At 70.6% G+C, this 24,026-nt stretch carries 31 protein-coding genes and 1 pseudogene; 12 read left to right on the top strand and 20 right to left on the bottom strand.

Annotated features, from left to right (window positions below; genetic code table 11):
• Positions 1-66: 66 nt before the first annotated feature.
• From AB0K12_RS16850 to AB0K12_RS16860, 3 genes are read right to left on the bottom strand one after another with little or no spacing between them, the layout of a single operon-like run.
• Entirely contained in the window at positions 67-882 is an 816-nt protein-coding gene (locus AB0K12_RS16850; protein ID WP_364561243.1) for a carbohydrate ABC transporter permease, read from the bottom strand.
• Complete coding sequence (locus AB0K12_RS16855) at positions 879-1,823, bottom strand: sugar ABC transporter permease (RefSeq protein ID WP_364561246.1); 945 nt, start codon at positions 1,821-1,823, stop codon at positions 879-881. Before AB0K12_RS16855 ends, AB0K12_RS16850 begins: the two co-directional genes overlap by 4 nt.
• 29 nt (positions 1,824-1,852) lie before the next feature.
• Positions 1,853-3,139 (bottom strand): sugar ABC transporter substrate-binding protein, encoded by a 1,287-nt coding sequence (locus tag AB0K12_RS16860; RefSeq protein ID WP_364561249.1) that lies wholly within the window; start codon positions 3,137-3,139, stop codon positions 1,853-1,855.
• A 132-nt stretch (positions 3,140-3,271) separates the two neighbouring features.
• Between AB0K12_RS16860 and AB0K12_RS16865 the strand changes: the two genes are divergently transcribed.
• Positions 3,272-4,033: a FadR/GntR family transcriptional regulator gene (locus AB0K12_RS16865; RefSeq protein WP_364561253.1), complete on the top strand. Its 762-nt coding sequence runs from the start codon at positions 3,272-3,274 to the stop codon at positions 4,031-4,033.
• Positions 4,034-4,045: 12 nt separating this feature from the next.
• Here the strand turns inward: AB0K12_RS16865 and AB0K12_RS16870 are convergent, their stop codons facing one another.
• The gene (locus AB0K12_RS16870) at positions 4,046-5,296 is read right to left on the bottom strand and encodes an MFS transporter (protein ID WP_364561256.1); all 1,251 of its coding nucleotides are present in this window, start codon (positions 5,294-5,296) and stop codon (positions 4,046-4,048) included.
• A gap of 2 nt (positions 5,297-5,298) precedes the next feature.
• Positions 5,299-5,916, bottom strand: a complete 618-nt coding sequence (locus tag AB0K12_RS16875; protein WP_345391804.1) for a TetR family transcriptional regulator — start codon at positions 5,914-5,916, stop codon at positions 5,299-5,301.
• Positions 5,917-6,019: 103 nt separating this feature from the next.
• Between AB0K12_RS16875 and AB0K12_RS16880 the strand changes: the two genes are divergently transcribed.
• From AB0K12_RS16880 to AB0K12_RS16895, 4 genes are read left to right on the top strand one after another with little or no spacing between them, the layout of a single operon-like run.
• Positions 6,020-8,098: an alpha-N-acetylglucosaminidase TIM-barrel domain-containing protein gene (locus AB0K12_RS16880; protein WP_364561260.1), complete on the top strand. Its 2,079-nt coding sequence runs from the start codon at positions 6,020-6,022 to the stop codon at positions 8,096-8,098.
• A 49-nt stretch (positions 8,099-8,147) separates the two neighbouring features.
• The gene (locus tag AB0K12_RS16885; RefSeq protein ID WP_364561264.1) at positions 8,148-8,513 is read left to right on the top strand and encodes a YbaB/EbfC family nucleoid-associated protein; all 366 of its coding nucleotides are present in this window, start codon (positions 8,148-8,150) and stop codon (positions 8,511-8,513) included.
• Positions 8,510-9,418: a hypothetical protein gene (locus AB0K12_RS16890; RefSeq protein ID WP_364561267.1), complete on the top strand. Its 909-nt coding sequence runs from the start codon at positions 8,510-8,512 to the stop codon at positions 9,416-9,418. Before AB0K12_RS16885 ends, AB0K12_RS16890 begins: the two co-directional genes overlap by 4 nt.
• Positions 9,419-9,423: 5 nt before the next feature.
• Positions 9,424-9,789: a hypothetical protein gene (locus AB0K12_RS16895; protein WP_364561269.1), complete on the top strand. Its 366-nt coding sequence runs from the start codon at positions 9,424-9,426 to the stop codon at positions 9,787-9,789.
• Positions 9,790-9,791: 2 nt separating this feature from the next.
• Here AB0K12_RS16895 and AB0K12_RS16900 read toward each other — a convergent pair whose 3' ends face one another.
• Both AB0K12_RS16900 and AB0K12_RS16905 read right to left on the bottom strand, forming a co-directional pair.
• Positions 9,792-9,980, bottom strand: a complete 189-nt coding sequence (locus AB0K12_RS16900; RefSeq protein ID WP_364561271.1) for a hypothetical protein — start codon at positions 9,978-9,980, stop codon at positions 9,792-9,794.
• A 79-nt stretch (positions 9,981-10,059) separates the two neighbouring features.
• Entirely contained in the window at positions 10,060-10,779 is a 720-nt protein-coding gene (locus AB0K12_RS16905) for a helix-turn-helix domain-containing protein (RefSeq protein WP_364561274.1), read from the bottom strand.
• A 12-nt stretch (positions 10,780-10,791) separates the two neighbouring features.
• Between AB0K12_RS16905 and AB0K12_RS16910 the strand changes: the two genes are divergently transcribed.
• Entirely contained in the window at positions 10,792-11,508 is a 717-nt protein-coding gene (locus AB0K12_RS16910; protein ID WP_364561277.1) for an NmrA family NAD(P)-binding protein, read from the top strand.
• On the opposite strand, the gene AB0K12_RS16915 is transcribed toward AB0K12_RS16910, so the two are convergent.
• The gene (locus AB0K12_RS16915; RefSeq protein ID WP_364561280.1) at positions 11,509-11,682 is read right to left on the bottom strand and encodes a winged helix-turn-helix transcriptional regulator; all 174 of its coding nucleotides are present in this window, start codon (positions 11,680-11,682) and stop codon (positions 11,509-11,511) included.
• A 41-nt stretch (positions 11,683-11,723) separates the two neighbouring features.
• Here AB0K12_RS16915 and AB0K12_RS16920 point away from each other — a divergent pair.
• Positions 11,724-11,930, top strand: a pseudogene (locus tag AB0K12_RS16920) (NAD-binding protein); the annotation flags it as partial.
• Between the two features lie 207 nt (positions 11,931-12,137).
• On the opposite strand, the gene AB0K12_RS16925 reads toward AB0K12_RS16920, so the two are convergent.
• Positions 12,138-12,521, bottom strand: coding sequence for a hypothetical protein (locus AB0K12_RS16925; protein ID WP_364561283.1), 384 nt, complete (start codon positions 12,519-12,521; stop codon positions 12,138-12,140).
• Between the two features lie 220 nt (positions 12,522-12,741).
• Positions 12,742-13,341, bottom strand: a complete 600-nt coding sequence (locus AB0K12_RS16930; protein ID WP_364561286.1) for a TetR/AcrR family transcriptional regulator — start codon at positions 13,339-13,341, stop codon at positions 12,742-12,744.
• Positions 13,342-13,430: 89 nt separating this feature from the next.
• Between AB0K12_RS16930 and AB0K12_RS16935 the strand changes: the two genes are divergently transcribed.
• From AB0K12_RS16935 to AB0K12_RS16955, 5 genes are all read left to right on the top strand, one after another.
• Positions 13,431-13,796, top strand: coding sequence for a DUF4267 domain-containing protein (locus tag AB0K12_RS16935; protein WP_364561289.1), 366 nt, complete (start codon positions 13,431-13,433; stop codon positions 13,794-13,796).
• 65 nt (positions 13,797-13,861) lie between these two features.
• Positions 13,862-14,410: a GtrA family protein gene (locus AB0K12_RS16940; RefSeq protein WP_364561292.1), complete on the top strand. Its 549-nt coding sequence runs from the start codon at positions 13,862-13,864 to the stop codon at positions 14,408-14,410.
• 69 nt (positions 14,411-14,479) lie between these two features.
• Positions 14,480-14,962, top strand: a complete 483-nt coding sequence (locus AB0K12_RS16945; RefSeq protein ID WP_364561295.1) for a carboxymuconolactone decarboxylase family protein — start codon at positions 14,480-14,482, stop codon at positions 14,960-14,962.
• A gap of 62 nt (positions 14,963-15,024) precedes the next feature.
• On the top strand, positions 15,025-15,231 hold the full coding sequence (locus AB0K12_RS16950; protein ID WP_364561297.1) for a hypothetical protein: 207 nt from the start codon (positions 15,025-15,027) through the stop codon (positions 15,229-15,231).
• 283 nt (positions 15,232-15,514) lie between these two features.
• A complete protein-coding gene (locus tag AB0K12_RS16955; protein ID WP_364561299.1) occupies positions 15,515-16,525 on the top strand; it encodes a DUF418 domain-containing protein in 1,011 nt (336 codons plus the stop codon).
• A gap of 72 nt (positions 16,526-16,597) precedes the next feature.
• Here AB0K12_RS16955 and AB0K12_RS16960 read toward each other — a convergent pair whose 3' ends face one another.
• The 10 genes from AB0K12_RS16960 to AB0K12_RS17005 all read right to left on the bottom strand — a co-directional run bounded on the left by AB0K12_RS16960 (position 16,598) and on the right by AB0K12_RS17005 (position 24,025).
• Positions 16,598-17,071 carry a hypothetical protein gene (locus AB0K12_RS16960; RefSeq protein WP_364561302.1) on the bottom strand — a complete coding sequence of 158 codons (474 nt, stop codon included), beginning with the start codon at positions 17,069-17,071 and terminating at the stop codon, positions 16,598-16,600.
• A gap of 116 nt (positions 17,072-17,187) precedes the next feature.
• Positions 17,188-17,871, bottom strand: coding sequence for a maleylpyruvate isomerase family mycothiol-dependent enzyme (locus AB0K12_RS16965; RefSeq protein ID WP_364561305.1), 684 nt, complete (start codon positions 17,869-17,871; stop codon positions 17,188-17,190).
• A 92-nt stretch (positions 17,872-17,963) separates the two neighbouring features.
• Positions 17,964-18,131 carry a hypothetical protein gene (locus tag AB0K12_RS16970; protein ID WP_364561308.1) on the bottom strand — a complete coding sequence of 56 codons (168 nt, stop codon included), beginning with the start codon at positions 18,129-18,131 and terminating at the stop codon, positions 17,964-17,966.
• Between the two features lie 147 nt (positions 18,132-18,278).
• Positions 18,279-19,169 (bottom strand): YihY/virulence factor BrkB family protein, encoded by an 891-nt coding sequence (locus tag AB0K12_RS16975; protein WP_364561311.1) that lies wholly within the window; start codon positions 19,167-19,169, stop codon positions 18,279-18,281.
• On the bottom strand, positions 19,166-19,354 hold the full coding sequence (locus AB0K12_RS16980; protein ID WP_364561314.1) for a pentapeptide repeat-containing protein: 189 nt from the start codon (positions 19,352-19,354) through the stop codon (positions 19,166-19,168). The genes AB0K12_RS16975 and AB0K12_RS16980 overlap by 4 nt, the downstream gene beginning before the upstream one ends.
• Positions 19,355-19,450: 96 nt before the next feature.
• Entirely contained in the window at positions 19,451-20,068 is a 618-nt protein-coding gene (locus tag AB0K12_RS16985) for a nuclear transport factor 2 family protein (protein ID WP_364561317.1), read from the bottom strand.
• Complete coding sequence (locus tag AB0K12_RS16990; protein ID WP_364561319.1) at positions 20,062-21,501, bottom strand: aldehyde dehydrogenase family protein; 1,440 nt, start codon at positions 21,499-21,501, stop codon at positions 20,062-20,064. The genes AB0K12_RS16985 and AB0K12_RS16990 overlap by 7 nt, the downstream gene beginning before the upstream one ends.
• Positions 21,502-21,513: 12 nt before the next feature.
• Complete coding sequence (locus AB0K12_RS16995) at positions 21,514-22,176, bottom strand: 3-oxoacid CoA-transferase subunit B (protein WP_364561322.1); 663 nt, start codon at positions 22,174-22,176, stop codon at positions 21,514-21,516.
• The gene (locus AB0K12_RS17000) at positions 22,173-22,835 is read right to left on the bottom strand and encodes a 3-oxoacid CoA-transferase subunit A (RefSeq protein ID WP_364561324.1); all 663 of its coding nucleotides are present in this window, start codon (positions 22,833-22,835) and stop codon (positions 22,173-22,175) included. Before AB0K12_RS17000 ends, AB0K12_RS16995 begins: the two co-directional genes overlap by 4 nt.
• Complete coding sequence (locus tag AB0K12_RS17005; RefSeq protein WP_364561327.1) at positions 22,832-24,025, bottom strand: thiolase family protein; 1,194 nt, start codon at positions 24,023-24,025, stop codon at positions 22,832-22,834. The genes AB0K12_RS17000 and AB0K12_RS17005 overlap by 4 nt, the downstream gene beginning before the upstream one ends.
• Between the last annotated feature and the right edge of the window lies 1 nt (position 24,026).

A 24,026-nucleotide genomic window follows, 5' to 3' on the forward strand; every position in this document is an offset into this window, starting at 1 on the left:
CCCTGACCGGCCCTGACCGCCCGGGGCGGGGTGCGGGAGGGTGGCGCCCTGTTCGCCTGGGAAGGGTCAGCCCTTGGTGGCGCCGGCGGTGAGACCGGACACCACGTACTTCTGCACGAACAGCGCGATCACCATGATCGGCAGGGTGACCACGGTGGTCGCGGCCATCAGGCCGCCCCAGTCGATGCTGGCGTACCCGACGAAGTCGAAGATCGCGACGGGCAGGGTCTTGGTGTCCGCGTCGGACAGCACGAGCGCGAACATGAAGTTGTTCCACGAGAAGATGAACGACAGGATCCCCGAGGTCGCGATGCCCGGCACCGACAGGGGCAGCGTGATCCGCCGGAACGCGCCGACGTGGGTCAGCCCGTCGACCAGCGCCGCCTCCTCCAGCTCGGTCGGCAGGCTGTCGAAGTAGCCCATCATGATGTAGACCACGAGCGGCAGCGACACGAACATGTGGCTGATGATCAGCACCCCGAAGCCGCCGACCATGCGCAGGTTGGAGAAGACGTAGAACCACGGCACGAGCAGCGAGACGCCGGGGATGATCCGCGCCATCAGCACGACCAGCGCCGACTTCTTCATGCTGAACCGGCTCATCGAGTACGCCGCCGGCACCCCGAGGATGAGCGAGGCCACCGTGGCGGCGAAGGCCACCCACAGGCTGTTGAGGATGAACTCCACGTAGTTCGCCTGCTGGAGCACCTTGCCGTAGTTGTCCAGCGTGGGGGAGAAGGACAGCGCCTTGGCCGGGTCGTAGATGTCGACGTTCGTCTTGAGCGACGCGGCGACCATCCAGACCAGCGGCGCGACCAGCACGAGCACCACGACGGTGAGCGCGGTCGCGCGGAAGATCCGGTACGCGGGCCGGGTCCTCATCGCTTCGCCTCCTTGCGCCGCGCGGTCAGGGCCCACATCGCCCCGATGATGATCAGGAAGAAGAGGATGAGGACGGTGGACGAGACGCCGTACTCGTTGTAGTCGAAGCTGAGGCCGTAGGCGTACACGTTGAGCGTCTCCACCTCGTGGAACGAGCCGCCGCCGCGGCCCTTGGTGGCGTACAGGATGTCGAAGGTCTTGAGCGCGTCGATGCCGCGCAGCAGGACCGCGACCGTCAGGGTGGGCGTCAGCAGCGGGAGCGTGACGTGCCTGAAGCGCTGCCAGGTGCTCGCGCCGTCGATGCGGGCGGCCTCCTGCGGCTCCTCCGACAGCGAGGTGAGCCCGGCGAGCAGGATCAGCACCACCATCGGCGTCCACTGCCACACATCGATGAGGATCGTGGTGGGCAGCGCGCTGTGCTGGCCGGCCAGCCAGGGCTGCGGCCCGATGCCGAACCAGCCGAGCAGCTGGTTGGCCAGACCGATGTTGGGGTCGAAGATGAGCCGCCACATCATGCCGACCGCGACGGGGGTGGCGACGAGCGGCAGCAGGATGGCGACGCGGACCCACCGCTCGCCCTTGAACGGCCGCCACAGCAGCAGCGCGATCGCCATCCCCAGGACCACCTCGAACAGCAGCGCCACGATCGTGAACGTGGCCGTGCGCCCGACCGCGGGCCAGAACCGCTCGGTGTCGGTGAGCACGTCGAGGTAGTTCCGCAGGCCGACGAAGTCGCTCTCGGCGCGGACGGAGCCCTCGGCGTCGGTGAGGCTGAGGAAGATCGTCCAGCCCAGCGGGAAGATGAGCAGCGCGGCGACGAACGCCATCGCCGGCGCGGCGAAGAGCCATTTGCGGTGGTCGTCCACCCAGCGCGCCCACCCCGGCGTGGCGGGGGTGGGGGTGGACGCGCTGCGTGGCGGCTCGGTGGTGGTCGTTGCCACGGAATCTCCAGAAAGAAGCGAGGTAGCTGCTACCTGGCCTCGTCGTCCAGGAACTTCTGGAACGCGGTGTTGGCGGCGTCGGCGGCGGCCGCCGCGTCCTTGCCGGTGATCGCGTCCACGATGGGCTGGCCGACGATCTCGCGGGCCTCGGCGACCTTCACGACCAGCGGCCGGTCATGACCGACCCCGGCCTGGGTGCTGGCCGCGATGGCCTCGGCGAGGTCCTTGGGGAACGTCGAGGTGCCCTCGGGGTTCTCCCACACGGACGCGCGGGCGCCGGGGACGCCGGCCTTCTGCTGGGCGAGCGTCTGCTCCTTGCCGGTCGCCCACTCGATGAACTTCCAGGCGTTGGCCGCGTTCTCCGAGCTCTCGTTGATGCCGAGCGCCCACGACGGGATGTTGTACGGCTTGGACCCGGCGGGGCCGGCGGGGAACGGCGCGAAGCCCACCTGGTCCGACACCTTTGACTTGGCCGGGTCGGTGGCGTTCTGGTAGAGCGAGTTGGCCTCGGTGTAGAAGGCGGCCTTGCCCTGGGTGAAGATCGCCATCGCCTCGGGCCAGCTCATGTCGGTGCTGACGTTCGCCGGGCCGCTGTCCTTGATCAGGCCGCCGTAGAAGGCGTACGCCTGCTTGGCGGCGTCGCTGGCGACCGCGGACTTGCCGTTCGCGTCCACGAAGTCGCCGCCGAAGCTGTAGAGGAAGCTGGAGAACTGGGTGACGGCCGCGGACTTGCCGGTGCGCGCGACGAACCCGGCGACGTCGGGCTCGCTCTCCTTGATCTTGGCGGCGGCGGCCTTCAGCTCGTCGAGGGTCTTCGGCGGGGCGTCGAGCCCGGCCTTCTCCAGCAGGTCCTTGCGGTAGTAGAGGACCTCCTGCTCGGTGATGATGGGGACGCCGACGGGCTTGCCCTCGTACGTGGTGGCCTCGACCGGGCCGGCCTGGAAGTCGCTGAAGTCCCAGTTCGCGTTGGCCTTGACCTGGGTGGAAAGGTCGGCCAGGTATTTGTTCTTGGCGAAGAGCTTGCCCTCCTGGAGAGGGCGGTACATCATCACGTCGATGTCGGCGGAGCCGGCGTTGAGCTTGACGTTGTACTGGTCGGACAGCTGGTCCTCGCCGAGCTGGGTGATCTCGACCTTGAGGCCGCTTTGCTTCTCGAACTCGGGCAGCGCCTTCTTGATGTTGTCGGTCCACACGTGGTTGGCCAGCGTGACCCGGACCGTGGTGGAGGCGCCCTCGCCGTCGCCGCCGCCGCAGGCGGACAGGGTCATGGACACCACCACGGCCAGAGATGCACCGATGATCGACCGATGTCGCACGTGATCTCGCCTTTCTTTCATGGTCGCCGCCCCCTATGCGCCACGTATCCGTAACATCCGGTTAATGCCGGGATGCTAGGACAAAAAAGCTGACTTATTCAAGTATCGTCTTTCAATTGATATGCTTTATTCGTGACTCAGTCCTCCCCCAAGGGCGCACCAACCCCACCCGCCCCTGCCGAGGCTGGGCTGCACGCTCAGGTCCTCGACCGGCTCGGCACCGTCATCTGCAACGGCGAGCTGCCCGCCGGCTCCGTCCTCAGCATCGACGACCTGATCGACCGCTATCAGGTCTCCCGCTCGGTGATCCGCGAGGTGTTGCGCGTGCTCGCGTCCATGGGGCTGATCGAGACCCGGCGCAGGGTCGGCATCATGATCCAGCCGGCCCAGGCGTGGAACGTCTTCGACCCGCAGGTGATCCGCTGGCGGCTCGCCTCCGGCGGGCGGATGGCGCAGTTGCGCTCGATCACGGAGCTGCGTACCGCGATCGAGCCGTACGCTGCCGCGCTGGCCGCCACCCACGTCAGCGACGACGAGGCGAGCGAGCTGGTGGGGCTCGCGGCCAAGATGTGGGCCGCGGGGAAGGCCGGCGACGAGACCCGCTTCCTCGACCTGGACATCGAGTTCCACCGGCGGGTGCTCGCCGCGTCGGGCAACGAGATGTTCGAGAAGCTGCACCTGATCGTCGCCGAGGTGCTCGCCGGGCGGCACCACTACCACCTCATGCCGCACTATCCGGACGAGCAGGCGCTCCACCTGCACACCGACGTGGCCCAGGCGATCCAGCGCCGCGACGGGGAGCGCGCCCGGCGGGCCATGGTGGGCATCATGGAGCAGGGGTTCGCGGAGATGAAGTCGATGTGGGAGCGCAGCGCCGAGCCCGGCGGCAGGTGACGGAGGGGCGGTTCAGCGCACGCCGCGTACCCGCAGGATCATGAGCGCGCCGACGAGCGCGAGCACGCCGCCGGTGACGAACAGCGCCGGATAGCCGCCGAGGTGGGCGACCACCAGCGAGCCGCCGAACGGCGCCACGACCTGCGGCGCGTTCAGCGCGATGTGGAAGACGCCGAGGTCGCGCCCGCTGTCCTCGGCCGCCGGCAGCACCAGCGTGACCAGCGCCTGGTCCACCGAGAGGTAGGCGCCGAAGCCGAGGCCGCCGATGACGGCGGTGGCGAGCTGGACGGGCCAGACGGGCGCGAGCACCGGCAGCGCCACCGACACTGTGATCATCAACGACGAGATGAGCACGAACAGCTTGTGCCGGTTCAGCCGGTCGGCCAGCGGGCCCGCGATGATCGTCCCGACGACGAGGCAGAGCGTCTGCACGGTGGTCTGCAGCGTCAGCGCGTCCTGGGGGGCGAGCCCGGCGGGCAGCTCGATGTAGTCGCTGAGGATGTAGAGGCCGAAGGAGGAGACGGCGAAGTAGCCGAGGAACATCACCGCGCGCGAGCCGAACGCCCACGCGTAGTCCCGGGCGCGCAGGCTGTCCAGCGCGGAGGCCAATTGAGCGCGCAGCGGCACCCGCCCGGGCGCGACGGCCACGGTGACGTGCTCGCGGCTGAGCAGCGCGAGCAGCGCCGACGCCGCGACGAACACCACCCCGAGCAGCGTGTACGCGAGCAGCGCCGAGTCGATGAACGCGGCGCCGACCGCCGTGCCCGCCAGCGAGCCCACCGGCACGCCCAGCCCGCCGACCGTGGAGGCCATCCCGCGCCTGCGCTCGGGCACCTGGTCGGCCACCACGGCGATGAGGATGTTCAGCCCGACGTTCACCGTGCCCTGCACGAGGAACCAGCCGATCAGCAGCCCGGCGACCGTGGACATCCAGCCCAGCAGGACGAGCGCGGCGAGGGTGGCCAGGCCGCCGCCGAGTATCCAGGGGGAGCGGCGGCCCCACCGCCCGCGCGTCCGGTCGGACAGAGCGCCCACGATCGGCGGCACGCACACCGACGCGATCGCGCTGACGCCGGTCACCAGCCCGAACGCCGACAGCTTGCCCACCGGGTCGGCCGCCTCGACCTGGGAGGGCAGCAGCACCTGCAGGGCGGCGGCGATGGCCGCGTAACCGGCCACGTTGAACAGGAACATCGCGGCCAGGAGCGCGCCGAGGCGGCGGCCGGTGGCGCCGTGGGCGTCCCGGCTGGAGGTGATGGTCATGCCTACTCCATGAGAGGGGGAAGGTCCAGCCCGAGGTCGAGCCGGCGCAGGGCTTCGTCGACCAGGCGGGCGCAGGAGTCGGGGCCGGCGTCGGGCTGAGCCGCCCACTCCTGGAACGCGATGCGCAGCGCCGCGAAGGCCGTCGAGGCCAGCAGCCGGGCGTGGAAGCCGTGCCCCGCGCCCGACCGCTCGGCCAGGTGGCGGGCGAGCAGCTCCTCGCGTACGGCGAAGCGCCGCATGTTCTCGCCCATCAGCGCTGGGTTGTCGGCGAGCAGGAGCTGGACGCGCTGCATGCGGGGCAGCTCGTGCCGGGCCCAGTGGGGGTCGGCCAGCCAGGTGCGGAAGACCGCGCGCAGCGCGGTGACCGGCGACTCGCCGCGCGGGCGGTCGCCGACCGCGGCCAGCAGGTCCTCCATGACCTGGTCCTCGTGGGCGAGGACGACGTCCTCCTTCGAGGTGAAGTAGCGGTTGAAGGTCCGCCGTGCCACCTGCACCTCGTCGGCGATCTGCTGGACCGTCGTGCCGTCGAAGCCCTGCCGTTCGAACAGGGTCAGGGCGGCCTCGATCAGGGCGCGGCGGGTGCCGGCTTTCTTGCGCTCGCGGAGTCCTGGGCTGGTCATGGCCCTTACCGTAGGGCAAAAGTGTCTCACTGGGACAGTAGGCTTGGCGGGAAATTTCGTATCACACTATGAAAAGTCCCGTTGAGACATTTCTGGAGGTTCTATGACCACGCCCGCATGGGTGCCCGTCGCCCAGGAGGCGCTGCGCAGGCTCGCGGGACCGCTCGCCTTCGAGGTGCGGGCGCTGCCCGGTGACGGCGACCGGTTCGAGATCCGCGCCGGCGAGGAGGGCCGTACGGTGCTGGCCGGCACCGGGCCCGTGGCGGTGCTCAGCGGGTTCGCCCACTACCTGCGGCACGTGGCGCGCGGGACGGTCTCGCGCTGGGGCGACCACCTCCCCGAGCACGCGCCGCCGCCCGCCGAACCGCTGTCGGCGGCCTCGCCGTACCGCTACCGGGTGGCCTACAACCTCACCGTCGCCGGGTACACGACGCCGTTCTACGACTGGGACGACTGGCAGCGCGAGCTCGACCTGCTCGCCGCGTCCGGCGTCAACGCCGCGCACCTCACGCTCGGGCAGGAGGCGGTGTGGCTGGAGGCGTTCGCCGAGTTCGGCTACACCGAGAGCGAGCTGCTGGCCTGGATCGTCCCGCCGTCGCACCAGCCGTGGCAGTGGCTGAACAACATCCACAGCTTCGGCGGCGGCACCACCCGCGGCCTCGTCGAGCGGCGCGCCGAGCTGGCGATCCGGGTGCTGGCGCGGATGCGGGAGCTGGGCATCACGCCGATCCTGCCCGGGTTCTCCGGCACCGTCCCCGGCGGGTTCGCCGAGCGCAACCCCGGCGCCGTCGTCGTCCCGCAGGGCCGGTGGTTCATGGACGTCGCCGGCCCGGCACGTCCCGACTGGCTCGACACCTCCACCCCGCACTACGCGCAGGTCGCGGCGGCCTTCTACCGGCGCCAGCGCGAACGCTTCGGGGAGTCCGGCACCTGGGCGGTGGACCTGCTGCACGAGGGCGGCAAGACCGGCGACACCTCGCTCGCCGACGCGGCCTCCGGCGTCGAGCGGGCGATGCGCGCCGCCGACCCCGGCTACCTGTGGGTCGTCCAGGCGTGGGCGGGCAACCCGCGCGAGGAGCTGTTCGAGGTCTGCGACCGGGACCGGATGCTGGTGCTCGACCTGACCGGCGACACCTGGCGGCGGGCCGGCGGGTTCTGGGGCGCGCCCTGGGCGTACGGCATCCTGCCCAACTACGGCGGCCGGCACGGCCTGTACGGCTCACTGCCCGACATCGCCGCCGCCCCCGCCGCGCTGGCCGGACCGCTCGCCTCGGGCGAGCTGACCGGGCTGACGAACATGGCCGAGGGCGTGCAGACCAACCCCGTGGTCTGGGACCTGTTCGCCGACCTCGCGTGGACCCGCGAGCCCGTCGACCTCGACGCCTGGCTGGCGGACTGGGTGCACGCCCGCTACGGCGCCGCCGACCCCGACGCGCTGGAGGCGTGGCGGCTGCTGCGCGCGTCGGCGTACGCGACGTGGGGCGGGGAGACGTCCATGCCCGAGGGGGACGAGGAGTTCGCCGAGAAGCTGGCCGACTTCCACGTCTACGCGGCCACCGACAGCGTTTTCGCCGCCACCCCTTCGTTCACCGCCGACCAGGCGTCGGCCGTCGGCCCCCGGCGGCTGCACTACGACCCCGCGCAGGTGGAGGCCGCCTGGCGGCTGCTGCTCAAGGCGGCGCCCCGGCTGCGTGAGCGCGACACGTACCGGCACGATGTGGTCGATGTCACCCGCCAGGTCCTCGACGACCGCGGTCGCGCGCTCGTCCCCCGGCTCACAGAGCCGGCCGTCCAGGAGCGGTTCCTGCAGCTGATCGACGTCCAGGACCGGCTGCTCGCCACCCGCTCCGAGTTCCTGCTCGGCCGCTGGCTGCGCGACGCCCGCCGCTGGGGCGCCGACGAGCAGGAGCGGCGCGACCTCGAGCGCGCCGCCAAGCGGCTCGTCACCGTGTGGGGCGGGCCTGACGCCGCCATCCTCACCGAGTACGCCAACCGCAACTGGGCCGGGCTGATGAGCGGCTACTACCGGGAGCGCTGGCGGACCTTCTTCGCCCAGGGCGAGATCGACTGGAACGCCTTCGGCCAGGCGTGGGCCGACCGGCACGCCGACCACCCGGCGGAGCCGTCAGGCGACCCGGTCGCGATCGCCCTGGAGATCGTCGGAGACCGAACCGAGATTTGACCGGTTTGCGTATCTTGTGAAAGATCGTCTAGGTGATTCAGGAGGCGGGATGACATCACCGACAGATCCGTTCACCACCACCGGCGACGAGGAACTGGGCCGGCTCCTCCGCGGCTACCAGCAGGATCTCGCCGAGCTGGAGAGCCTGCGCGACCGGATCGCCGCGGTCAAGGGCCGGGGCGAGGCCGCCGACGGCCGGGTCGTGGTGGAGGTGACACAGGCAGGGACGCTCGCCGGGATCACCATCGACCCGCGCGCCATGCGGCTCGGCTCGCAACAGCTCGCGGCGGCCATCATGGAGGCCGCGGGACGGGCCGGCCGCCAGGCGGAGCAGGAGGCGCAGGACCTGGTGACGCCGTTCATCGCCGGCACGCTGCTCGACGGCGACCGCGCCGACGGGACGCGCCGCCGTTGAACCTTCCTTACGGTCGCGCGGGCGTCTACACGTTCGGCACCCTCGGCATCGCCGGCTTCGTCTTCCAGATGCTCGCCGTCGACTACCCCGAGGGCGACCCCGACCGGGCGCGCCAGGCCGCCGGCGTCTACGCGCGCCTGGCCGAGCGCATCGAGAAGAGCCCGTCGCACACCTACCCCGCCGCCGCCTCCGTGTGGCGCACCAACCACGGGGCCGGGGTGGACCAGTTCAAGCGGGCCATGACCGAGGGGCTCTACCCCGAGCCGGAGGAGAACGGGTACGCCGCCAAGCTCGCCCAGCGGTGCCGCGACACCAGCGCGGCCTGCAACGAGTTCGCCGACGCGGTCGAGGCGGCCAGGCACGCCTACTGGACCCTGGCCATGGCGAACTTCGCCAGCTTCGTCTTCATCTCCACCTTCCCCTGGCAGGCCGGGGCGGCGTACCAGATCACCCAGATCCTCATCCGCCGGGCGCAGGCCGGGCTGCTCGCGAAGCTGCTGCAACACGGCATGGCCAAGATCGTGCTGGCCAAGCTGACCGAGTACACGATCGGCAGCGTCTTCTTCGCTGTCGGCGACGTGGCGGCGGTGGCCGGCGTCAAGGCCGCGCGCGGCGAGGACGTCGGCTCGCTCGAGGACAACGCCACCCAGGCGCTCAAGGAGTTCGCCGCCTCGGTCGCCTTCTACGGCGTCTTCGACGCCGCCGCGCCCCTGGCCAAGAAGGTCACCTCGAACGCGGACGTCCAATACTTCCTCAGCCGCCTGGCCGGCGGGTCCATCGCGTACGGGCCCTCGTACGACGCCATGAACGGGCAGCGCGGCGAGGAACTGCTCCCCACCTGGAAGGAGACCCTGGGCCGGGTGCTCCTGTACTTCACCATGGCCCACAAACCAGCGGGAGGCTGAGTTCCGTGGAGATCGGCAAGTCACGCATCCGCTCGGCGGCGATCGCGTTCGACGTCGAGGGCACCGAGCTGGCCACGTTCGTCGCGGCGGTTGCCGAGGAGCTCAACGCCATCGGCGACTTCTGGGGCGGCACCGCCGAGGGCGTCACCTTCTTCAAGGGCCAGGGCGGGGGCAGCGGCTACGAGGCGGTCGCCGGCCAGCTGGCCGCCGGCATCGAGGTCCTCATGGAGGCCCACCACGAGATCGCCGATCGCCTGCGCCTGATGACCGACAACGTGGAGGTCGGCGACTGGAACAGCGTCGCCGAAATCCTCTCAGAACTCCCACCCCCGGACCCCGGCCAGCCCATCTGGGGCATCGCCAAAGCCTGACCTCAGCCGGCGGCCTCGGTGCCCGGCAGCGAGTAGCGGCTGTGCACCCTGCCCAGCCACGTCGCGTCGATCTCCCGCCCGGTGATCCGGCCCGCCGGCCGAAGCGCGGAGGTGATGCTGACCTCGACGGTCACCTCGTCCTCGATCGTGTAGTCGTCCGGATTCGTCAGCTGGAAGGCCGGCCCGTCCATGAGCGGGTCGAGCGCCTGCGGCTCCGCGCGTCACACGCACAAGACGGCCCCGCCCGCCCCTTTGTGACATCCGGGCTGCTCACCGGCTGCGTCGGTGGGCGCGCTGGCGGCAGGTGGGGCCGCAGTAACGGGGCGGCCGGCCGGTGGGGCGGACGGGCAGCCGGGCACCGCACTCCGCGCAGTGCCTCGGGGCGGTGGTTTCGTGACGTGGCTTCCCAGGCCTGTCACGGAAGGCTTTCGTGACAGGTGGGGTGCGTAACGCGTCCAGCGTGAGCCGTACGAGCCGGGAGCCCCGCGTCTGGTCCCGATGCGTGGAACGCATGGCGACCCCTCCCGCGAGCAGCGCCGACAGATCGTCGACCCGCACGTCGGCGCGGACCGCCCCGGCCTGCTGCGCGTCCCGGAGCAGCCGTTCGAGCGCGCCGTGGAAGCGCTGCTCCGCCGCCCCGAGCACCGCGCGCGGCCAGCTTCCGTCGGTGGTGATCGCCTCGCAGACGGGCAGGCGGCCCGCCGACGTGTCGATCACCTCCAGCAGGAACCCGAACAGCGCCTCACCCGGTACGGCCCGCGCGGCCCACCGGTCGGCGGCGCCCACCAGGCTTTCGAGATGCTCGGCCAGCACGGCCTCGACCAGGATGTCCTTGCTCGGGAAGTGCCGGTAGACGGTCCCCGCGCCGACCCCGGCCCGCTGGGCGATCCTGCCGAGCGACACCCCGAGCCCTTCCTCGGCGAACACGCACATCGCCGTACGGAGCACCGTCTCCCGGTTGCGCCGTGCGTCGGCGCGCGCTGCTGCCATGTCACGAAATCCTTGTCGGCGGGGCCGAACGGAGGAAGCATTCCGGATCCATCATCTCTCCGGGAAGGACACCATGACCACCTCCGAATCCCCGATCCTCGTCACCGGCGCCACGGGCAAGCAGGGCGGCGCGACGCCGCCACGGCGGCCGGGGTCGAGCAGGTCGTCTTCAGCACCGTCGCCTCGGCGAACGTCCCGGACGGATCGCCCGGCTGGGGAGGCAAGCCGCAGATCGAGGACTATCTGCGCGACCACATCGCGCTCCCCACGGTGCTGCGACCGGTCAGGTTCATGACCAACTACCTCGCCACGGTCATGACCTGGATCGACGGCATCCGCGACGGCGTCCACCGCCACATCTTCCCGCCCCACGAGCCCATGCAGGTCATCGCGCTGGAGGACATCGCCGAGTTCGCCGTCCTCGCCTTCGCCGACCCGGCCCGCTACGCCGGCCGCACCCTGGAACTGGCCGGCGACCAGCCGACCCCGGTCGAGGCCGCCGCCGCGATCAGCGCGGCCACCGGCATCCCGGTCCGCTACGAACAGCTCACCGACGCCGAAGCCACCGCGCTCAGCCCGGAGATCGGCGGGATCAAGAAGAGCTGGGAGGCCGGCCGGCGCTGGCACGCCGACATCGAGGCGCTGCGCGTCATCCACCCCGGCCTGCGCACCTTCACCGACTGGCTCGAAGAGTCCGGCGCCGCCGCCCTCAGGGCGCACCTGACCTGATCACGAGGGCGCGCGGAGCGACTTCGTGAGGACCTTGGGGGTGACGGTCCGCAGCGGGACCATCAGCTCGGAGAGCCGCCGCGGACCTCCCTCAAGGCACTGAATGATCATCCCGCCCCATTTGTCCCCTATGCGGATCGGCATCAGCTCAGAGGGACAGACCGGGTCGAACATCTCCGGATCCAGCGGTCACCACCGGCCACGACGCCGTCATCATGTCCGCCTACGCCACCCCACCCGAGACGTTCTTCCCAGCCGCCGCCAAGGCTCTCATCGACGGCTTGAGCCGCTCAGGCGTGTCTCGCCTGATCGTCGTGGGGCTGGCGGCCACCCTGCGGACCGCAGGCGGAACCCGCCTGATGGACGCCCCGGGCTTCCCACCGGAGTACCGCCCCCTCTGCCTGGGCCACGCCGCGATGGCGGCCGGGTTGCGCGCCTCGGAGCTGGACTGGCTGATCGTCAGCCCGGCCGGCGACTTCGACCCCACCGCCCCCGAACCGGCCGCCACTCGATCAAGGCCGCCGACCTGGCCGGCCGCATCTCCTACGCCGACCTGGCCGTCGCCCTCCTGGACGAGATCGACACTCCTCACCACCACCGCACCCACATCGGCGTCGAGGCGGCCTGACTCACCGCGGGACGGGAAACAGGCGGGCCAGGGCCAGGGTGCTGAGGGCGAACATCAGGACGCCCAAGGGGACGTGGAGCGGGGTCAGGCCCGCGATGCCCGACGCCACCTGCGCCGAGGCCAGGACGAGGAAGCCGGCGGCGTACAGGATGGGGCGGGGGCCGCCGCCGCCGGGGCGCCAGGCCAGGACGGCGGCGAGCAGGTACAGCACGGTCGTGCCGTACGCCACGTACGAGCCGATGTGGTGCAGCTCCGATCCGTGCGACGAGGCCAGCAGCACGCCGGCGGTGATCGCCTGGAAGAAGATGGCCACCGTCTGTACGGCGACCGCGATCCTCATGAAGGTGCGGCCGCCGGTCGTCGCGGTCGTCGTCTGCGCGGTCATGGGTGTTCCTTCCCTGGCGGGGGCTGTCGGAGGGTGGGCGTCGTCTTGGAGGCGACGTGGGTCAGCTTCTGCCTGCTCGGCGCCGCTTCGTACACAAGACGCCTGCTCCGCCGGCCGCGTGACATCCGCAGCCGGTGGCGTACGCCACAAAAGGGATCGGAGGTTAGGAACCCGGCGGACGATCACCATGGCGGAAGGGACGGTGAGGCCGCGCGCACCCTCACCCCGCCCGCCCGGAGCCCGCCGGCTCCTGGGTGAACCTGGCCAGGAGGACCGCCAGCCTGTGCTCCTGGACCTCGCGGGGGATGCGGCCACCGCGCATCAGCGTGACCTGGCCGTGCAGGGCGGCCCAGAGGATCTCGGCCAGCATCTCGGGGGCGGTGTCGTGGGCGTAGGGGCGTACGGCCGCGACGAACTCGCCGAACGCCTCCTTCAGCGCCGGCGGGGCCTCCGGGGTGGCGAAGGGCAGGTCGACGCGGCGGCTGAACATGGCCTCGTAGAGGGCGGGCCGCTGCTCGGCGAAGGCCACGTACGCGGTGCTGAGCCCGGCGAGTGCGGCGGCGGGGTCGTGGGCGGTGGTGCGGGCGGCACGTAGCTCGGCGGCCAGGTCGGTGATGCCTTCGAGGGCGACGGCGGTGACGATGGCGTCTTTGCCCTTGAAGTGGCTGTAGAGGACGGGCTGGCTGTATTCGACCTCCTCGGCCAGCCGTCGCGTGGTGACCGCCTCCCAGCCTTCGGTCTCGGCCAGCTCGCGCGCGGCGGCGATGATCAGCTTCTCCCGCTCGGCGCGTTCGCGTTCCTTACGACTCTGGATCGACATGACATCGAATCTAGCACCGCTAGAAGTATTGCCGTCGCTCTGCTAGCGTCGTGTTTGTTCCTAGCGCTGCTAGTTTTGGGAGTCACGCCATGCTCACCGTTGTCGCCTACGGCCTCGCCATCCTCATCAACGCGCTCTGCCTGCTCATCGGGGTCCGTTTCCTGTTCCAGCCGTACGCGGCCGCCACCGGTTACGGCGTGCCCGCCACGACCGACCGCGCGTACCTGACGATCAAGGGCGTGCGCGACGGCACGTACGGACTGGTCGGCCTGGCCCTGCTGGCCTTCGCCGGCGCCCACGCCGAAGCCTGGTTCATGCTGGTCGCCACCGCGGCGCCACTCGGCGACACCCTCATCGTGCTGCGCAACGGCGGCACCAAGGCCACGGCCTTCGGCGTCCACTTCGCCACCGCGGTCATCATGCTGATCAGCGCCGCCCTGCTCTTCGCCGTCTGATCCCCGTCTTATCCGCGTCTGATCCGCCGCGAGCTCCGGGGTGGCGGGTCTAGGATGACTGCCTCATGAGCAGATCGGGGCGCGTCGAAAGAGCCGCATTCGCCATATTGCCGAAGTTCCTGCACGGCCTGGTGTGGAGATACCGCGAGATGCTGAAGTTCGCGGTGGTGGGCGGGGCGGCGTTCCTGGTGGACAACGCGGTCTTCTACGGCCTGAAACTGACCGTCCTGGAGCCCAAGCCGGTGACCGCCAAGGTCATCGCCGTGCTGGTGGCCACCATCGTGTCGTACGTCCTCAACCGCGAATGGTCGTTCCGCACGCGGGGCGGCCGCGAGCGCCATCACGAGGCGGCGCTGTTCTTCCTGGTCAGCGGCGTCGGTCTGGTGCTCAGCTCGGTGCCGCTGTGGATCTCCAGGTACGTCCTCCTCCTGGAGACCCCGCACGTCACCCTGCTCACGCAGGAGATCGCCGACTTCACCAGCGCCCAGCTCATCGGCACCCTGGTCGCGATGATCTTCCGCTTCTGGGCGTTCCGCAAGTGGGTCTTCCCCGACGAAGAAACGAACCCCCGCCACCTCCGCCTCGCCCCGGCCCCCAAGGACGAGGCGGCATGACGGAGGTGTCACAGGGGGAGGTCGGCTCTCGTCTTAGAGGTGACTGCTGACCACGCCAAGGAGCACATCATGGAAGCCCGTCTCGACGTCATGAGCCAGCCCACCACCGGCAAGCTCGTGAAGCACCTCATGTCCGCCGGCAAGATCCTGCACGAGAGCGGCCTGCCGCAGAGCACCCAGGAGCTCGTGGCGCTGCGCATCAGCCAGATCAACGGCTGCGCCGTCTGCGTCGACATCCACACCAGGAACGCCGTCCAAGCGGGCGAGAAGCCCGAACGCCTGCACATGGTCGCCGTCTGGCGGGAGGCGACGATCTTCACCGAGGCAGAGCGCGCCGCCCTGCGCCTGGCCGAAGAGGGCACCCGCATCGCCGACGGCGCCCCTGGTGTCACCGACGAGACCTGGGCCCAGGCCGCCGAGCACTACGACGAGGACCAGCTCGCCGCCCTGGTCTCCCTCGTCGCCCTGATGAACACCGTCAACCGCCTGAACGCCATCACCCGCCGCCCCGCGGGCGGTCACCTCCCTGAGCCCGTGCCGTCCTCGGTCTGAGAACTGGCCCGGCGCCTGGGCCGTACGCGATCATGGGGGTGATCCGAACCCCTGGAGAGCGCATGAAGTGGTTCACCGACCGGCGCATCGTGGTACTCGGCTGGAGCGGTTTCGTCTTCGGTCCTGCACTGCTCAACGTCGCCGTCGACGTCATGGAGGACTCGGGGCAGATCACGGCCGAGTACGTGACGATGCGCCTCGCGGTCTACGTGGTCTTCTGGTTCGCGGGGGTCGCCCTCATCAGGCGGTTCATGCGTCACGAAGGGTAGACGCCGCCCCGCTCGACTGCTCTGAGCGGCGGTCGGACGTGGTCCACGTGACATGACACGGAAGAGCCGGGCGGGACCGTACGACTCAGCCGCCCACTGAACGGACGCCCGGTCCTGGAGGCCGGAACGGGCATGCCGGTCCCGGGGACATGATCCAGCCCGATGGCGGTTCCGCCAGGTGAACACGCGGACGCGGTGACCCTTGATGTGGCCGAAAGTAGGGACAGGAACCCTGCTTTCGGTCGGTGCCGGGGCATCTGGCGGCCTTGCAGGATGAGGACCCATGTCATCCGAAGATCTCCCCAGGGCCTCGCCTCCTCAGCGTCCCCCGCACCACGCGCCCGGCTCAGGACGGCCCCGCATCGTCGCGCTCGACGTGCTTCGCGGGTTCGCGTTGTGCGAGATCCTGCTCGCCAACGTCCAGCTCATGGCCACCGGCGGCTCCGCCGTCGCGGTGCAGCCCATGGGCGACTGGGACCCGTGGCTCGGGCTGCCGATCTTCTCCCTGCTGTTCGGCATCGGGTTCGCGCTGCTGCTGGACTCCGCCGCGGGCCGCGTCGCCCGTCCCCGGGTGGTGCTGCTGCGCCGGCTCGCGGCGCTGCTCGTGATCGGCCTCCTGCACATGCTGCTGTGGCCGGGCGAGATCCTGGCCGACTACGCCGTCGTCGGCATGCTGGTGCTGCTGCCCTCGACCTGGCTGCCTCGCTGGGCCACGGCGGGCCTCGCCGCCGTGCTGATCCCGGCGGCGCTCGTCCTCGGCGGTGGAGGGCCGCTGCTGATCGCCGGGCTGTTCCTGCTGGGCTCGGCACTGGTCCGCTACAAGGTGATCGAGAAGATCGAGCGGTCCACCCGAGGGCCGATCCTGGTGGGTCTGGCCTTCGCCATGGGCCTGGCCGCCGTTCTGTGGGTGCGGGACAGCATGCGGGCCGTCGGCGCCACGACGTACCTGACCTCGATGTCCAGCCTCGCCGACCTGCTGCTCGTCGGCGTGTACGTGTGCGGCCTGCTGGTCCTGCTCAGGACGCCGCTGCGACCGGCGCTGCGGTTCGTGCTCGCGCCACTGGGTCGGATGGCGCTGACCCACTACCTGGGCGCGACCCTCCTCGTCCTGGCGGCCGCCCGCGTCCTCGGCCTGCCGATCGGCGAGTCCTTGACGGCGGCGTACTGGACGGCGGGCGTCATCCTGGCGGCCCAGTGGCTGTTCTCCGCCCTCTGGCTGCGCCGCCACCGTCAGGGCCCCCTCGAATGGCTCTGGCGCTGGGCCACCTGGGGCCACCGTCCGCCACGAGCCTGAGCGCTCGGTCAACGGCTACCGCGACTACGACGTACGCCAGCTGGTCCGGCTGCCGCTGCAGGCTCTGACGGGTCAGCACATCACCCATTTGATGGACTTCGACAGCTTCTTCGGCGAGGTGAGTTTGAAGACGACCTTGTGCGTGGTGCCGAGGCCCATGGTGACCTGCTTCTTGGTGCCGAAGTAGTCACCCTTGCCGTACGACGGCAGGCGCCGGGTGCCCTTCTCGAAGACCTTGCCGTCCACGATCCACCGGTACGAGAACTTGGCTTTCGGCTTGGGCCCTTCCAGCGCGATGCCGAAGCTCACCGGGCCGGAGTAACACGTGACGCCGTCCTGGTTGATCCTGGACGCGCCGGCGACCCGTACGTACGCCAGAGAGAACGAGGCGGCCTGCGCAGCGGACGACCGGGCGGCGGTCTGCGCCGTCGCAGGAGCGCCCCCGACGAGGACACCTCCCGCCACGGACGCGGCGACCGCGGCGGAGATGAGCGGGAGCCGGAGCTGACGGCGCGGACGGGCGATCGGGGTGGCTACGTCGGGCATGAAGCTTGTGACTCCTGGTGCGGTTGCCATGATCTGCCGCACAGTAGCGTGATCTTATGTAATTTATGCGCTTTTCCGGCGAATAGTTGCAGTTCTTGCTCGACTGACGGCGTGGGTCATGCGGCCCTCATCAGCGTGGCGGTCCCCGGCCCGTCAAGATCGCCCAGCGCCACCCGCCGCCCCGAGATGGCCAGGAGCAGCGAAAGCGCGCTCCCGCGCACCTCCGGCCCGTCCCCGATCGACAGGTCGGCATCCGTCGCCGTCAGCCGGACCCCGGCCACCAGTTCCTTGGCCCCGCCGAAGGCCGCCGGCGTACGAGCCTGCAACCGCATCGACCTGACCACGACCTCCTGCGGATAGGACCGCACGACCCCGAGCGGCCGGCGGATGTCCTCACCGTGGACGACCTCTTCGACGAGCCGGCTGTCGAGCGGCGCGGGAGGCGTCGACCGCCGTGACGCCACCTCCCGCAGCCGCTCCAACGTCTCCCGAGGCGACCTCCCGCGCTCCCGCTCCACACCCAGCGCATTGAGCCGATGAAAATCGAACCGCGCCCGTACGAGCCCCGCCACGAACCCGAGCCGCGTCGCCCGAGCCGTGTCGACCAGATGAGCGACCACATCATGCACCGTCCACCCCGCACAAAGGGACGGCTCCTCCCACTGCGCATCATCGAGCCGCGCGAGATCATCGATCATCGCCGCCCGCTCGACATGCACCATCGCCCACACGTCCGCTTCCACCGGTTCTCCTTCACCGAGCGTTCGTGAAGTGAGACCTCCGGTACGGCGGAAACTCATCGCCCCAAAAGCTAAGGTGACCGGGTGAAAATCGACAGACCACCCGGCTGGAGATTCCTCACCGTGGTATCGGCCGTGGCACTGATCAGCTTTTACGGCACCAGCGTTTCCAAGTGGTATTCCGAGACCATCATCTTCATGCTCCTCGCCTGGACCGCGCTGATCCTGATCTGGCTCATCCGCCTCATCGCGGCGACGTGGGAAGCCAGACACGCGCTGACGGCCACGCGATTACTCCACTGGATGCCGATGCCGCTCATCTGCCTGGGAGTCGCGACCGCACTGTATGGGGACGGCCCATTGTGGGTGCGATTCTCACTCTCCGAAGCCGGCCTCGAACACTATGCCAAAGAAATCGCCGGCGGCCATGAACCTGGCCCAGGTCCTGCCCACCGCCCGGACGCCGCTCAAGAACGGCGACCGTCAGCCAGGTCCTTGACGTCTCCGGTGGTGCTGGTGGCCACCAGGGCGGTGGCGAAGAGAATGAGCTGGTTGAGCACCTTGAGGAAGAGCAGCATCGCGACCGCTCCCGTGACCACCTGGTAGGCGGGATTGGCGGCCGTGAGGTTGAGCACGGCCTGGCCGAGCGTCTTGAGGATCTCCAGGCCGATCGTGATGACCAGCGCAGGCCCGATCACCCGCCGCGGCGACAGGTGCAGCCGTGGCGGCGCGGTCAGCAGCGCGATGGCCAGCACCGTGTTGACCCCGATGCCCAGCACGAACGCCGCCACCGGCAGCATCCACTGGACAGGGGCGGCCCGCACGCCCACGGTGTGGCCCGCGACCCAGGTCAGCAGCCATTCGGCGGAGAAGGCGACGGCGAGCGACAGCGCGAGCAGGAGCCCGAGCCCCGCCACGATGCCCAGGTCGATGAGCTGACGCAGGAAGAAGCGGCCCGGATACTCCTCCAGCCGCCAGATCGCCCTGGTCGCCGAGCGGAGCGTGTCCATCCAGAACAGGCCCGTCAGGGGGAGGGCCACGCAGGCCACGAGCCCGGCCGTGTCACCGGCGTCGCGCAGCGCCTGGACGTCCAGGCGCGGGAAGGTGTCGCTCAGGTAGAGCTGCACCTGGGCCAGCGCCGCGGGCGAGTGCAGGACCCGGCCGAGGATGGCGAACCCCAGCAGGCCCAGGGCGAAGGTGGCGAAGAAGGCGTAGTAGGTGAGAGCGGCCGACAGCCGGCCGGCGTCGACCTGGTCGTAGCGGATCAGGGCGCGCGCCGTGTGATCCAGCCAGCCGTGCCGGCTCCTCGCGCTCTTCCACCCCTCCGCCATCCGGCCGAGCCAGTGGCGGGCGCTCATGGCGAGGTCCGGTACGCCGGCGAAGCGCGGCCATGAACGCGCGCCGCACCGCGACGATCGCGGCAGCTGGAGACGCGGCCCCCGGGACCGGCGCGGCGGAGATCTGCGCGGCGGAGATCTGCGCGGCGGAGATCTGCGCGGCGGGGATCTGCGCGGATCGCGGAGAGCCGGTCAGTACGGTGCACGCATGAATGGTGTCATAAGGCTGACATCTAGTTCCCTCAGGATCAGTGGTGCCTTCACGGGCCCTGGAGCCGGCCAGGGGCCCGGGGCGCCGGCCGTTATCCCGTGCCGTGGAGCCAGGCGGTCTCGCCCTTGTGGAACGCGTCGAGTTCGGCCGGACGGTCGTCGCCGAGCAGGTCCTGGCTGACCGTCACGCCGCGGGTCGACTGGATCCAGGCGAGGAACCGGTAGGACGGCCGGAGCCCAGAGAGCTGGGCCGCGTCCACCGGGAGCGGCTCGCCCGCGTAGACGGGCCGCAGTTCGTCGCGTTCCAGCAGGACCTCGAAGCTCAGCAGCTTCCACCGTCCGTCCTCCCGGACGGCACGGGAGAAGAACCGGCAGTAGGCGTGGAAGTCGACCTCCACTCCTTCCACCGTGGTCCGGTTGAAGATCTTGGCCGGGCTCTCGACGGTCGCCCGGTCGCCCTCGATTCGCGCGTAGGCGGGGAAGACCCAGTGCTTGCTGTTGCCGGTCCGCGCCATCCACGTCTTCGTCGCCTCGACGTAGGCGTCGCCGCCGCGTCCGTCGTACCAGGTGGTCCTGACGTGGGCGTCGTCGTGGAAGCAGTCGCGCATCACGTCGAAGAGCCGCTGGTCGCGGGCGAAGCGTTCCCGCCGCACCAGGTCGAAGAGCTCCTCGCGGTCCAGGAGGCCGGCCGGCCGGTCGGCGTTCACCATGTCATCCCCTCGGGATAGCCGAGCACGGCCTTCACCTCGAGGTACTCCTCGAAGCCGAACCGCCCGAACTCGCGTCCGTTCCCGGACTGCTTGTAGCCGCCGAACGGCAGGCTGCGGTCGAACGGGGCGCCGTTGAGGTAGACGCGGCCCGCGCGGATGCGGTTGGCGACCCTGCGGGCGCGGCCCGGGTCCTTCGACTGTACGAACCCCGCCAGCCCGTACGGCGTGTCGTTGGCGATCTCGACGGCCTCGTCCTCGCTCTCGTACAGCAGGATCGACAGCACGGGCCCGAAGATCTCCTCGCGCGCGATCCGCATCTGCGGCGTGACGTCGCCGAACACGGTCGGGCGGACGTAGAACCCCTTGTCGAGACCGTGGGGACGCTCCGGGCCGCCGGCCACGAGCGTCGCGCCCTCGTCGATCCCCGACTGCACGAGCCCGGTGATCTTGTCCAGCTGGGCCTGGCTCACCACGGGCCCCATCGTGGTGGCAGGATCGAACGGGTCCCCGAGGCGGACCTCCTCGACCGCCCGCCGCGCCGCGGCGTACGCCTCGTCGCGCTGCGATCGGTGCACGAGCATCCGGGTGGGCGACTGGCAGTTCTGGCCGCCGTTGGTGTAGCACGCGTGCACCCCGGCGACGACCGCGGACGCGAGGTCGGCGTCGGGCAGGATGATGTTGGCCGACTTGCCGCCGAGTTCGAGCGCGACGCGCTTCACTGTGTCGGCCGCGAGCTTGGAGACCCTGATGCCGGCGCCGGTCGAGCCGGTGAGCGAGACCATGTCGATGCCGGGGTGCGCCGCGATGGCCTCACCGGCCGTGGGGCCGTCCCCGTTGACGAGGTTGAACACGCCGGGCGGCAGTCCTGCGTCGTGGATGACCTCGGCGAGCACCATGGCGCTGAGCGGCGCGATCTCGCTCGGCTTGAGGACCACGGTGCAGCCGGTGGCGAGGGCGGGGGCCACCTTCGAGGCGACCTGGTTGAGCGGCCAGTTCCACGGCGTGATGAGGCCGCAGACGCCGATCGGCTCGCGCCGCACGATCCCGGTGCCCATCTCCTCCTCGAAGCGGTAGTCCGCGAGCACGCGGGCCGCCTCCTCGAAGTGGAACAGCGCCACCGTGGCCTGGCGCTCCGTCGAGAACGTGATCGGCGCCCCCATCTCGCGCGTCATCGTCCGGGCGATCTCGGGCAGCCGGGCACGGAACCCGGAGATGATCCGCTGGAGGTATTCCAGCCGTTGCTCCACGCTGACCTGCGCGTACGTGGCGAAGGCCGCGCGCGCCGCCGCCACGGCGCGGTCGACGTCCTCGGCCGTCCCGAGGCTGATCTCCGCGAACGTCTCCTCGGTCGCGGGGTCGAGGACGCCCAGGGTCCGCGGTTCGGCGGGATCGACCCACGCGCCCCCGATGTAGAACTGGTGCCTAGTGGACACTCTCCAGCCTCCTCATGGTGTGGCCGCGGCGAGCGGGACGTCGAGGCGCGAGCGGAGCTCGTGGAACGAGATCCCCCACGTCTCCCGGACGAGGACCTCGTCCCCGGTGATCTCGAAGGTGGCGACGTCGGTGTAGACCCGGTCCACGCACCGCAGCGCGGTGAGCGGATATGTGCACTCCTTGACGAGCTTCGGCTCGCCGGCCCTGGTGAACAGCGACATCAGCACGTAGACCTGCTTGGCGCCCACGGCGAGGTCCATCGCTCCGCCGACCGCCGGGATCGCGCCGGGCTCGCCGGTGTGCCAGTTGGCGAGATCGCCTGCTGCCGAGACCTGGTAGGCGCCGAGGACGCACAGGTCGAGGTGGCCGCCTCGCATCATGGCGAACGAGTCGGCGTGGTGGAAGTACGAGGCGCCGGGCAGCTCGGTCACCGGGAACTTGCCGGCGTTGATCAGGTCGGGGTCGATCGCGTCGCCGGTCGCCGCCGGCCCCATGCCGAGCATGCCGTTCTCGGTGTGCAGGATGACCCCCGACTCCGGGGGGAGGTGGTCGCCGACGGTCGTGGGCTGGCCGATGCCGAGGTTGACGTACGCCCCGCGGGGGATGTCGCGCGCGAGCACTCGCGCCATCTCGTCCCGCCCGAGGGGGCTGCGGTCGATGTGCTGAGCGATCATGACGCCACCCGCACGATCCGGTCGACGTAGATGCCCGGGGTGACCACGACCTCAGGGTCCAGCGCGCCCGGCTCGACGACGTGCTTCACCTGCACGATGGTGGTCGTCGCGGCCGTCGCCATGACGGGCGCGAAGTTGCGCGCCGTCTTGCGGTAGACGAGGTTCCCGAGGGTGTCCGCGGTGTGGGCGCTGATGAGCGCGACGTCGGCGGCGATGGGCAGCTCCAGGACGTACGTCCGGCCGTCGATCTCGCGGGTCTCCTTGCCCTCCGCGAGGAGGGTCCCGACCCCGGTACGGGTGTAGAACCCGCCGATCCCGGCTCCGGCGGCGCGCATGCGCTCGGCCAGGTTCCCCTGCGGCACGACCTCCAGCTCGATCTTCCCGCCGCGGTACAGCTCGTCGAAGACCCAGGAGTCCGTCTGCCGGGGGAACGAGCACAGGATCTTGCGCACCCGCCCGGCCGCGAGCAGCGCCGCGAGCCCGGTGTCCCCGTTGCCCGCGTTGTTCGACACGACGGTGAGGTCCCGCGCTCCCTGCCGGATCAGCGCGTCGATCAGCTCGACCGGCAGGCCGGCCGTGCCGAAGCCGCCGACCAGCACCGTCGAGCCGTCGGCGATGCCGCTGACCGCCTCGTCGGCGGAGGCGCAGAGCAGCGTCATGCGACGTTCTCCAGCACGACCGCCAGGCCCTGACCCACGCCGATGCAGATGGCCGCCACGCCCCATCGTTCGCCGGACTCCACGAGCCGCGCCGCGAGGGTTCCGAGGATGCGCCCGCCCGAGGCGCCCAGCGGGTGCCCGATGGCGATCGCCCCGCCCTTGGCGTTGACGAGCTCGGCGTCCCGCAGCCCGAGCTTCAGCCAGGCGTCGACGCAGGCGATCGACTGGACGGCGAACGCCTCGTTCAGCTCGACGGCGCCGACGTCCTCCCAGGTGATGCCCGCCCGTTCGAGCGCGTCGCCGGCGGCCTCGACGGGGGCGTACCCGAACTGCTGCGGCTCCAGCGCCGACCAGCCGCGACCGGCTATCCGCGCGACCGGGTCACGGCCGATGGCCGCGGCGGCGCTCGCCGAGCCCAGCAGGACCGCGCTCGCGCCGTCGTTCAGCGGTGAGGCGTTGCCGGCGGTGATCGTCCCGTCGGGCCGGAACGCCGGCTTCAGCTTCGCCAGTGCTTCGAGCGAGGTGCCGGGACGGATGCTCTCGTCCTGGGTCAGGTCGGCGCCGGGGACGGGCACCACGAGGTCGTCGTAGAAGCCCTTCGCCCACGCCTCCGCCGCGAGGCGGTGCGAGCGGGCGCCGAACTCGTCCTGCCGCTCGCGCGAGATCGAGAACTTCTCCCGCAGCTGCTCGTTGCACTCGCCCAGCGAGACCGTCCACTCGGCGGGCATGCGCTCGTTCACCAGCCGCCAGCCCAGCGTCGTGGAGACGGCGGTGACGTCGCCCGCCGGGAACCGCCGCGACGGCTTCGGCAGGACCCACGGCGCCCGTGTCATCGACTCCACGCCGCCGGCGATCGCGATCTCCGCGTCGCCGACCTCGATCATGCGGGAGGCCATCATGGCGGCGTCCAGCGACGAGCCGCAGAGCCGGTTCACCGTGGTGGCGGTCACCGAGACGGGCATGCCGGCCAGCAGCACGGCCATCCGGCCGACGTTGCGATTGTCCTCGCCTGCGCCGTTGGCGTTGCCCCAGAACACGTCGCCGACCAGGCCGGGATCCAGGCCCGGCGAGCGGCCGAGCAGTCCCTTCAGCGCGGTCGCGGCCAGATCGTCGGTCCTCGTGTCGGCCAGGGCTCCGTTGAACCGGCCAAAGGGGGTCCTGACCGACGCGTACACGAATGAGCTGCTCATC

It is taken from the genome of Nonomuraea sp. NPDC049419, assembly GCF_040676995.1.
In the GTDB taxonomy this organism is placed as follows: Bacteria; Actinomycetota; Actinomycetes; order Streptosporangiales; family Streptosporangiaceae; genus Nonomuraea; species Nonomuraea salmonea.